The 8,549-nt window shown below is 53.5% G+C and carries 8 protein-coding genes; 4 read left to right on the forward strand and 4 right to left on the reverse strand.

The annotated features are described in order from the left end of the window. Positions 1 to 77 precede the first annotated feature (77 nt). The 3 genes from pxpA to pxpB are packed head-to-tail and all read right to left on the reverse strand — an operon-like array spanning position 78 to position 2,384. Complete coding sequence (gene pxpA, locus BDE01S_RS05940; RefSeq protein ID WP_066078645.1) at positions 78 to 818, reverse strand: 5-oxoprolinase subunit PxpA; 741 nt, start codon at positions 816 to 818, stop codon at positions 78 to 80. After that, positions 805 to 1,740, reverse strand: coding sequence for a 5-oxoprolinase subunit C family protein (locus BDE01S_RS05945; protein ID WP_066078648.1), 936 nt, complete (start codon positions 1,738 to 1,740; stop codon positions 805 to 807). Before BDE01S_RS05945 ends, pxpA begins: the two co-directional genes overlap by 14 nt. Beyond that, positions 1,737 to 2,384 (reverse strand): 5-oxoprolinase subunit PxpB, encoded by a 648-nt coding sequence (gene pxpB, locus BDE01S_RS05950; RefSeq protein ID WP_066078651.1) that lies wholly within the window; start codon positions 2,382 to 2,384, stop codon positions 1,737 to 1,739. Before pxpB ends, BDE01S_RS05945 begins: the two co-directional genes overlap by 4 nt. 212 nt (positions 2,385 to 2,596) lie before the next feature. On the opposite strand from pxpB, the gene BDE01S_RS05955 reads away from it, so the two are divergent. From BDE01S_RS05955 to BDE01S_RS05970, 4 genes are read left to right on the forward strand one after another with little or no spacing between them, the layout of a single operon-like run. Then, entirely contained in the window at positions 2,597 to 4,807 is a 2,211-nt protein-coding gene (locus BDE01S_RS05955; RefSeq protein ID WP_066078654.1) for a UvrD-helicase domain-containing protein, read from the forward strand. Between the two features lie 55 nt (positions 4,808 to 4,862). Then, positions 4,863 to 5,693, forward strand: a complete 831-nt coding sequence (locus tag BDE01S_RS05960; protein WP_082790432.1) for a DNA adenine methylase — start codon at positions 4,863 to 4,865, stop codon at positions 5,691 to 5,693. Further along, positions 5,668 to 6,483, forward strand: coding sequence for a DNA-methyltransferase (locus BDE01S_RS05965; RefSeq protein ID WP_066078659.1), 816 nt, complete (start codon positions 5,668 to 5,670; stop codon positions 6,481 to 6,483). The genes BDE01S_RS05960 and BDE01S_RS05965 overlap by 26 nt, the downstream gene beginning before the upstream one ends. Continuing rightward, the gene (locus BDE01S_RS05970; protein WP_066078662.1) at positions 6,483 to 7,316 is read left to right on the forward strand and encodes a type II restriction endonuclease; all 834 of its coding nucleotides are present in this window, start codon (positions 6,483 to 6,485) and stop codon (positions 7,314 to 7,316) included. The genes BDE01S_RS05965 and BDE01S_RS05970 overlap by 1 nt, the downstream gene beginning before the upstream one ends. A gap of 127 nt (positions 7,317 to 7,443) precedes the next feature. On the opposite strand, the gene queA is transcribed toward BDE01S_RS05970, so the two are convergent. Continuing rightward, a complete protein-coding gene (gene queA / locus BDE01S_RS05975; RefSeq protein WP_066078665.1) occupies positions 7,444 to 8,475 on the reverse strand; it encodes a tRNA preQ1(34) S-adenosylmethionine ribosyltransferase-isomerase QueA in 1,032 nt (343 codons plus the stop codon). Positions 8,476 to 8,549: the final 74 nt, after the last annotated feature.

Genomic DNA, 8,549 nt, shown 5'->3' on the forward strand with positions numbered 1-8,549 from the left:
CCTTGTCTCAATCTAACGAAACGACGATAATATATATCGGACTCATTCATATCCGTCAGGCCGTCTGAAAACCGTTTTCAGACGGCCTTGATTCCGATACCGGCGTCTTGGAGCGCTGCACGGATTTTTCCGGCAAAAACCAAAGCATGCGCTCCGTCGCCGTGCAGGCAAATGCTGTCGGCGGATACGGGAACGCGGCTGCCGTCCGCGGCGGTAACACAGCCCTCCCGCACCATCTGCAGCACTTGGGCGATGGCTTCGTCATCCGAATCCACCTGCGCGTCGGGGCGGCTGCGCGGTACCAGCGTGCCGTCGGGCATATAGCGCCGGTCGGCAAACACTTCGGAAATCACGCCCAAACCGCGCGCCTTGCCCGCTTCGAGCAGCAGGCTGCCGGAGAGTGCCATCAGTTTCAAATCAGGATTGAAACGGTACACGGTATCGGCGATGATGTCTGCCAATACGCGGTTTTTGGCCGCTTGGTTGTACATCGCGCCGTGCGGTTTGACGTAGCCGACGGCCACGCCCTGCCCTTGGCACACCGCCGCCAGCGCGCCCAGCTGGTAATTCAAACACGCCCGCAAATCCGCTTCGGAAAGCTGCATGTCGGTACGCCCGAAATTCTCGCGGTCGGGATAGCCCGGGTGTGCGCCGACACGCACGCCGTTTGCTTGCGCCCATTCCAAGGCCGCCCGTATGTCGGCAATGCTGCCGGCGTGCTGGGCACAGGCGATGTTGGCGGAGGAAACCAGCTTCAGCAGGGCTTCGTCGTTGCCGCAGCCTTCGGCCAAATCCGCGTTTAAATCAACTGTTTTCATTGGCGATTTTCCTGACTTGGTTGAGATAGACTTCGTTTTGCCGCAACAGTTTTGCGGCCTTTGCGCCGTCAATCTGCTTGAATCTGATTTTGCCGCCGAAGCGGACTTGCGCCAGCCGTCCCAAATCGGCGGCCGCCACACAGGCGATTTTCGGATAGCCGCCTGTGGTTTGCGCGTCGGCCAGCAGGATAATCGGGTTGCCGCCGGGCGGCACCTGCACCGTTCCCGCCTGTACTGCGTGCGAAAGCATTTCTAGAGGCTGTTTCAGTTCCAGATTATGACCGTGTCCGTCGAAGCGATAACCCATGCGGTTGCTGTCGCTCTGCAGCAGCCACGGTTTGTGGAATAAATGGATGTGGCTCTGTTCGGTAAACGCGCCGTATTCCGAAGAAGGGAACAGGTGGATACAGTTGGTAAAAGGAATATGCGCGATACCTACGCGGCCCAAGTGTTCCGCACCTCCGCCCAGCGGAATTTCATCGCCTTTTTCCAACATTCTGCCTTCATGTCCGCCGAAACCCGCTTTCAAATCGGTACTTTTCGAACCCAATACTTCGGGAACATCAAAACCGCCCGCCACGCACAGATAACCGTACATCCCCTGTACCGCCCTAACCAGCTTCAATACCTGCCCTTTGCGGGCGGTATAGCGCCAATAAGAGTGCACCGGCTCCCCGTCAAGCTCGGCATGGTAAAGCGCGCCGGTAATGCAGAAAGGCGTATCGCGTTCGAACGACACCGAAATCCCGCCCAAAGCGATTTCCAACGCAGGCGCGTTTTCTTCGTTGCCCAACAGGATGTTGCCCGCACGCAGCGACAACGTATCCATCGCCCCCGCATGGCCGATTCCGTAACGGCGCAGGCCGTAGCGTCCCAAATCCTGGATATGCGCCGGCGCATTGACTGATAAAACGTTCATCATTTCTCAATCCTTTCCGCAACGAAACGCACTTTGTCTCCGGCCGCCAGCAAAGTCGGCGGGTTTAAATCCGCCCTGAAAAGCGGCAGCCCGGTTTGACCGATAATCTGCCAGCCGCCCGGCGAAGCAAACGGATACACGCCCGTCTGACCGCCGCCGATTCCCACCGAGCCCGCAGGCACCGATGTGCGCGGCACGGCGCGGCGCGGAGTATGCAGGTGTTCGGGCAGGCCGCCCAGATAGGGAAAACCGGGCTGGAAGCCCATCATGAATACGGTATAAGTCGGCGCGGTGTGCCGTTTGACGACTTCTTCGGGCGTAATCTTGTGAAACGCGGCAACCTCGGCCAAATCCCCGCCGAATGCGCCGCCGTAAACCACCGGAATTTCGACCGTTTTACCCTCATAGGCAGCCGCTCCGACACGGAGCCAAACATCATGCAGCCGCCCGGCGAGTGCCGCCAAATCGGTTTGCGGCTCGGCAAAAACGGTCAGATTGTTCATACCGGGTACGACTTCCGCCACGCCGGACAGGGATTCGCTGTCGGCGGCAAAAGCCCAGATGGTTTGCTGTTTGGAGAGGTCGGCGGGCGCAGGAAGGGTGCAGACCAGCGCAGATTCGCTGATGGGATGAATCTCTAATTTCATTTTGTAAACTTTCGTTATTTTTTTTAAATACTCTATATGCTGGCAGGGTCACTTGTCAACAATCCGGCGCATTTTCCCTGCCGGGCGCATGGCCTGCACCGCCGCAACCGCAGCGTCCGGATATCCCGAAAGCACCATTTTTCATTTTCAGACGGCCTTTCAAGATATTTTCCTTTAAAATAACCTATCCGAAACTTTCAGACGGCATCATCATGTTTCCCGACGCACCCGAATCTTCCGCACAACTCCTGCAAGGCCTCAATCCCGAGCAGCTTGCCGCCGTCACTTGGCCGCCGCAATCCGCACTGGTGCTCGCCGGCGCGGGCAGCGGCAAAACCCGCGTACTCACCACCCGCATCGCCTGGCTGCTGCAAACGCGCCAAGCGGGCGTACACAGCATCATGGCGGTCACCTTCACCAACAAAGCCGCCAAAGAAATGCAAACCCGCCTGGGCGCGATGATTCCGGTGAACGTGCGCGCCATGTGGCTGGGTACTTTCCACGGCCTCTGCCACCGCTTTCTGCGCCTGCACCACCGCGAAGCAGAGCTGCCCGCATCATTTCAAATTCTCGACTCCGGCGACCAGCTGTCGCTCGTCAAACGCCTGCTCAAATCGCAGAATATCGCCGAAGAAATCATCGCCCCGCGCAGTTTGCAAGGCTTCATCAACGCCCAAAAAGAAAGCGGCCTGCGCGCCGACAAACTCGAAGCACCCGACCCGCATACCCGCCGAATGATTGAATGCTACGCCGAATACGACAAAATCTGCCGGCGCGAAGGCGTAGTTGATTTTGCCGAACTCATGCTGCGCAGCTACGAAATACTGCAACGCAACGACATCCTGCGCCAACACTACCAAAACCGTTTCAACCATATTCTGGTGGACGAATTCCAAGACACGAATAAATTGCAATACGCCTGGCTGAAACTGATGGCCGGCGATTCGGCGGCAGTGTTTGCCGTGGGCGACGACGACCAAAGCATCTACCGCTTCCGCGGCGCGAATGTCGGCAACATGACCGCCCTCATGCACGAATTCGGCATCGACGCGCCGATCAAGCTCGAGCAAAACTACCGCTCCGTCGGCAACATCCTCGCCGCCGCCAACGCCGTGATTGAAAACAACGACGAACGCCTGGGCAAAAACCTGCGCACCGACGCGGCGGCAGGCGACAAAATCCGCTACCTTTCCGCGCCCAGCGATTTTGAAGAAGCCCAATTTATCATCGACGAAGCCAAATCGCTGCACCGCGAAGGCTGGCCGCTTTCCGAAATGGCCGTACTCTACCGCAGCAACGCCCAATCGCGCGTCATCGAACAAGCCCTGTTCCGCGCCGGCGTGCCGTATAAAATCTACGGCGGCCTGCGCTTTTACGAACGGCAGGAAATCAAACACGCGCTGGCCTATCTGCGCCTCGCCGTCAACCCCGACGACGACAACGCACTCTTGCGCGTCATCAACATGCCCCCGCGCGGCATCGGCGCGCGCACCATCGAAAACCTTCAGACGGCCTCCGCCGAACAAGGCATCTCACTCTGGCAGGCCGCCTGCAATGCAGGCGCGAAAGCCGCCAAAACCGCCGCCTTTGTGCGCCTGATTGAAAGCCTGCGCAACCAAGTCGGCCAACTCAGCCTGCCCGAAATCCTCGCCGGCATCCTCAAAGACAGCGGCCTCATCGAATACTACCAAACCCAAAAAAGCGACCACCAAGACCGACTCGACAACCTCGACGAGCTGGTCAACGCCGCCATCGAGTTCAACCCCGAAGAGAGCAACTTCGAAATCCTGCCCGACAACATCGCCGCCGCCGACCCCGCCTTCCCGCTTTTGGCCTTTCTCAGCAACGCCGCCCTCGAATCCGGCGAAAACCAAGCCGGACAAGGCGAAGACGCAATCCAGCTCATGACCGTCCACGCCTCCAAAGGCTTGGAATTCAACGTCGTTTTCCTCACCGGCATGGAAGAAGGCCGCTTCCCCAGCGAAATGAGCCTCGCCGAGCGCGGCGGCCTCGAAGAAGAACGCCGCCTGATGTACGTCGCCATCACCCGCGCCCGCAAACGCCTATACATCAGCATGGCGCAACAACGCATGCTGCACGGCCAAACCCAATTCGGCATCGTCTCCCGCTTCGTCGAAGAAATCCCGCCCGAAGTGTTGCATTACCTGTCCGCCAAAAAAGCCGCGTTTGCAAGTTTCGATACGCCCAAACCGCGCAGCGACATCCGTGCCGCCGAAACCTACCAAGCCGCAAAAACCTACGGCGGCTTCAAAATCGGCCAAAACGTCCGCCACCCCAAATTCGGCACCGGTGTGATTATCGACGCCGTCGATAAAGGCGAATCGGCACGGTTGACGATTAATTTCGGTAAAGAGGGGGTGAAGGAATTGGATACGAAGTATGCGAAGTTGGAAGCGGTGTAAGAAGATGACAAATATTAAGTGTAGAGTTGATTGAAGAGAGTAGGGCGATTAAGTGATGAATACTAAGCCTTTTTTAAAATGGGCGGGAGGAAAAGCCAAGCTCGTATCGTTTATTGAGCAGTTTTTTCCCGATAAAAAGCGCATCAGGTTGATTGAGCCATTTTCCGGTTCGGCTGCATTAAGTTTGGCTTTGGAATTTGATGCTTATCTGTTGAATGATAAAAATCTTGATTTGATTAATCTATTTAAAGCTTTGAAGCAAGAAAAAGGCGGGTTTGTTGATTATGCGCACTCTTTTTTTGAGGCAGAGAATAATCAAGAAAGCAGATTTTATGAGTTGCGGGAAAGGTTTAATGCGTCGGAAGACAGCTTGGAGCGTTCGGCGTTATTCGTTTATTTGAACCGCCATGCGTTCAATGGTTTATGCCGTTATAATAATTCAGGGTTGTTCAATGTACCTTTTGGCCGATATAAGTCGCCCTATTTCCCTATGCTTGAAATGCATAATTTCATTCAAAAATCGGATAGAGTGGCATTGCATTGCGGTGATTTTCAGGACGTATTACAGCAGGCCGGGTCTGATGATTTCATTTATTGCGATCCACCCTATGCACCGTTAACGGAAACCGCTTCATTTACGCATTACGCGCAAGGCGGTTTTAACGGGCGGGAACAGCAAAGGTTAGCCGAACTGGCGGAGGCAGGGTGTAATCGTGGGCAGAATATCTTGATTTCTAATCATGATATCCCGTTTACCCGCGATTTGTATCGGAATGCGCGTATTGAAACGGTTGATGTTCAAAGAAATATTGCAGCCAGCGGCAGCAGTAGAAGAAAAGTAACAGAGTTATTGGCGATTTATGAACCAGGCAATCCAAACGCTTAGAGAAGCCTCGGCTCCTTATTATGCAAAATTGAAGAAAAAAGTGACCGATAGAAGCGTGATTTATCATGAGGACGCACTATTGGTTATGCGCAAAATTTTGGAAAAGCATCCTGATGGATGCTTCGACATGATTTTTGCAGATCCGCCGTATTTTTTATCCAACGACGGAATCAGTTGTCAAAATGGACAGGCGGTTTCAGTCAATAAAGGCGAGTGGGATAAATCCAAAGGCTTGGCTGCAGACATGGAGTTTTATGAAGAGTGGCTGAGGCTGTGTTACGCACTTCTCAAACCGAATGGCACTATCTGGGTGTGCGGTACATTTCATAACATTTATACCATTGGTTATTTATTGAGGGTAATCGGTTACCATCTCTTGAATAATATTACATGGGAAAAGCCTAATCCGCCTCCGAATTTATCCTGCCGCTTTTTTACGCATTCCACAGAAACGTTGATTTGGGCTAAAAAAAGCAAAAAGGCTAAACATACATTCCATTATGATGCCATGAAAGCGATGAATCATGATAAGCAAATGAAATGTGTTTGGACGATTGCGCCTCCGCCAAAAGTGGAGAAAACTTTTGGAAAGCATCCAACGCAGAAGCCTCTGGCATTGGTTGAGAGGTGTATTCTTGCTTCATCGAATATAGGTGATTTGATTTTCGACCCCTTTATGGGCAGCGGTACGACGGGCGTAGCAGCGTTAAAGCACAATAGATATTTTTGCGGTTGTGAAACTGATTTGGATTTTTTTGAGTTATCCGAGAGAAGAATAGGTAGCCAGTAATGAATAATAAAGATTTTCAGAAGTTCATCGGGCAGTTGGCAGAAACCAATGCCACTTTGGAATATTTTGTGGATTTTGAAAAAGTCAGGAAAAATGTAGCCAAAATTGCTTTGAAGTTGAACCAGCTTAATTATCTTATCGGTCAGGAAGACGTAAAACGGGCAGTTGAGGAGCTGTTTGAGGAAAACCCCAAGGTTTTTGAGGTTTTGGATATTTTAATTGCCGTTCGGAAAAGTAAAAAGGCCAAAACTTATAACGAACAGGGCGAAACTGTTTTATTAGACAGCTATTTCAAATCACCGGAGCAGATTTTCGAATATATATGCGGCACAGGCCTTTTGGAAGTCTTTCAAAATAAAGACGTTCATAACTTGGTTGATTATGTTTTCGGGGTCGAGGTCGGCTTGGATGTCAATGCCCGTAAAAACAGAGGTGGCGATAATATGGCTATTGCTGTTGCCAAGGTGTTTGACGCGGCAGATATTCAATATCGGAAAGAGGTAAGCAGTACGGTATTTTCCGAGATGGTCAGCTTGGGCGAAGATGTCAAACGCTTTGATTTTGTAGTCAAAGGGGCTCGGAAAACGTATTTGATTGAAACGAATTTTTATAACAGCGGCGGCTCAAAACTCAATGAGGTTGCCCGAGCTTACTCTGATATCGCGCCTAAAGTGAACCAATACCCGCAATATGAGTTTGTTTGGATTACAGACGGGCAAGGGTGGCATAGTGCCAAAAACAAATTGGCAGAAGCCTATCATCTTATCCCCCATGTATATAATTTGACGACATTATCGGATTTTGTCGCAATGCTGAAGGCAGAAGGCGTTTAGTGTTCAAGCTAATTCAATTTTAAATATTGATTGATAAAAAGCCGTCTGAAAACCCACATTTTCAGACGGCCTTTTCTATCGGCACACGTTTTCAATCAACTATATAAAGTCATCAAACCGAAAACATTTATTCCGTCTCCTGCCTGCCCAGCACCATGGCATCGCCGTAGCTGAAGAAGCGGTATTGCTGCTCGACGGCGTGGCGGTAAACGCGGCGGATGTGTTCCATGCCGGAGAAGGCGCTGACCAGCATCAGCAGGGTGGATTTGGGCAGGTGGAAGTTGGTAATCAGGCGGTCGGCGACGCGGAAGCGGTAGCCGGGGGTGATGAAGATGTCGGTGTCGCCTTGTCCGGCCTGCAGGCGGCCGCTTCGGGCGGCGGATTCCAGCGCGCGCATGGAGGTGGTGCCGACGGCCCAGACTTTGTTGCCGCGTGCGTGGGCGGCTTCGATTAAAGCCACGGTTTCGGGCGGTACGTCGAACCATTCGCTGTGCATTTTGTGTTCGGCAATATTGTCAACGCGCACGGGCTGGAATGTGCCGGCGCCGACGTGCAGGGTCACCTCGACGGTGTGTACGCCTTTGGCACGCAGCGCGGCCAGCAGGCCGTCTGTAAAATGCAGGCCGGCGGTGGGGGCGGCGACGGCGCCTTGGTGTTTGGCATACACGGTTTGGTAGCGGCTGTCGTCGCTGTCGTCGGCGGCGCGTTCGATATAGGGGGGCAGGGGCAGTTTGCCGTATTGCTCCAAGAGTTCGTACACATTGCGGCTGTCTTGGAATTGCAGGCAGAAGAGTTCGCCCGCGCGCTCGGTCATGATGGCGCGGATGCCGCCATCGAAAATCAGCTCGGTGCCGGGTTTGGGCGATTTGGACGAGCGGATGTGCGCCAGCGCGGTATGCGGGTCGGATACGCGCTCAATCAGGGCTTCGATTTTGCCGCCGCTGGCTTTTTGCCCGAAAAGGCGGGCTTTCATGACTTTGGTGTTGTTGAACACCAAAACGTCGCCGCTTGCAATGAGGTTTGCGATGTCGGCAAACGTGCCGTCCTGCAGCGGTGCGTCGGGCAGGGCGGTCAGCAGGCGGCTGCTGCCGCGCTCTTCGGGCGGGTGTTGAGCAATCAGCGCGTCCGGCAGCGTGAAATCGAAATCTGAAATATCCATAATCATCAGTATGTGGTCGAACTGCGCGTATTATAGTCGTAGAACTTAAACCCTGCTACGGCGTTGGCTAGCCC

This window comes from Bergeriella denitrificans NBRC 102155, from assembly GCF_001592185.1.
GTDB lineage: Bacteria > Pseudomonadota > Gammaproteobacteria > Burkholderiales > Neisseriaceae > Neisseria > Neisseria denitrificans.

Excerpts from the sequence above, each read along its gene's own strand:
- pxpA (WP_066078645.1), bottom strand. The coding sequence starts at position 818 with ATGAAAACAGTTGATTTAAACGCGGATTTGGCCGAAGGCTGCGGCAAC.
- BDE01S_RS05960 (WP_082790432.1), top strand. The coding sequence starts at position 4,863 with ATGAATACTAAGCCTTTTTTAAAATGGGCGGGAGGAAAAGCCAAGCTC.
- BDE01S_RS05970 (WP_066078662.1), top strand. The coding sequence starts at position 6,483 with ATGAATAATAAAGATTTTCAGAAGTTCATCGGGCAGTTGGCAGAAACC.
- queA (WP_066078665.1), bottom strand. The coding sequence starts at position 8,475 with ATGGATATTTCAGATTTCGATTTCACGCTGCCGGACGCGCTGATTGCT.
- BDE01S_RS05965 (WP_066078659.1), top strand. The coding sequence starts at position 5,668 with ATGAACCAGGCAATCCAAACGCTTAGAGAAGCCTCGGCTCCTTATTAT.
- BDE01S_RS05955 (WP_066078654.1), top strand. The coding sequence starts at position 2,597 with ATGTTTCCCGACGCACCCGAATCTTCCGCACAACTCCTGCAAGGCCTC.
- pxpB (WP_066078651.1), bottom strand. The coding sequence starts at position 2,384 with ATGAAATTAGAGATTCATCCCATCAGCGAATCTGCGCTGGTCTGCACC.
- BDE01S_RS05945 (WP_066078648.1), bottom strand. The coding sequence starts at position 1,740 with ATGATGAACGTTTTATCAGTCAATGCGCCGGCGCATATCCAGGATTTG.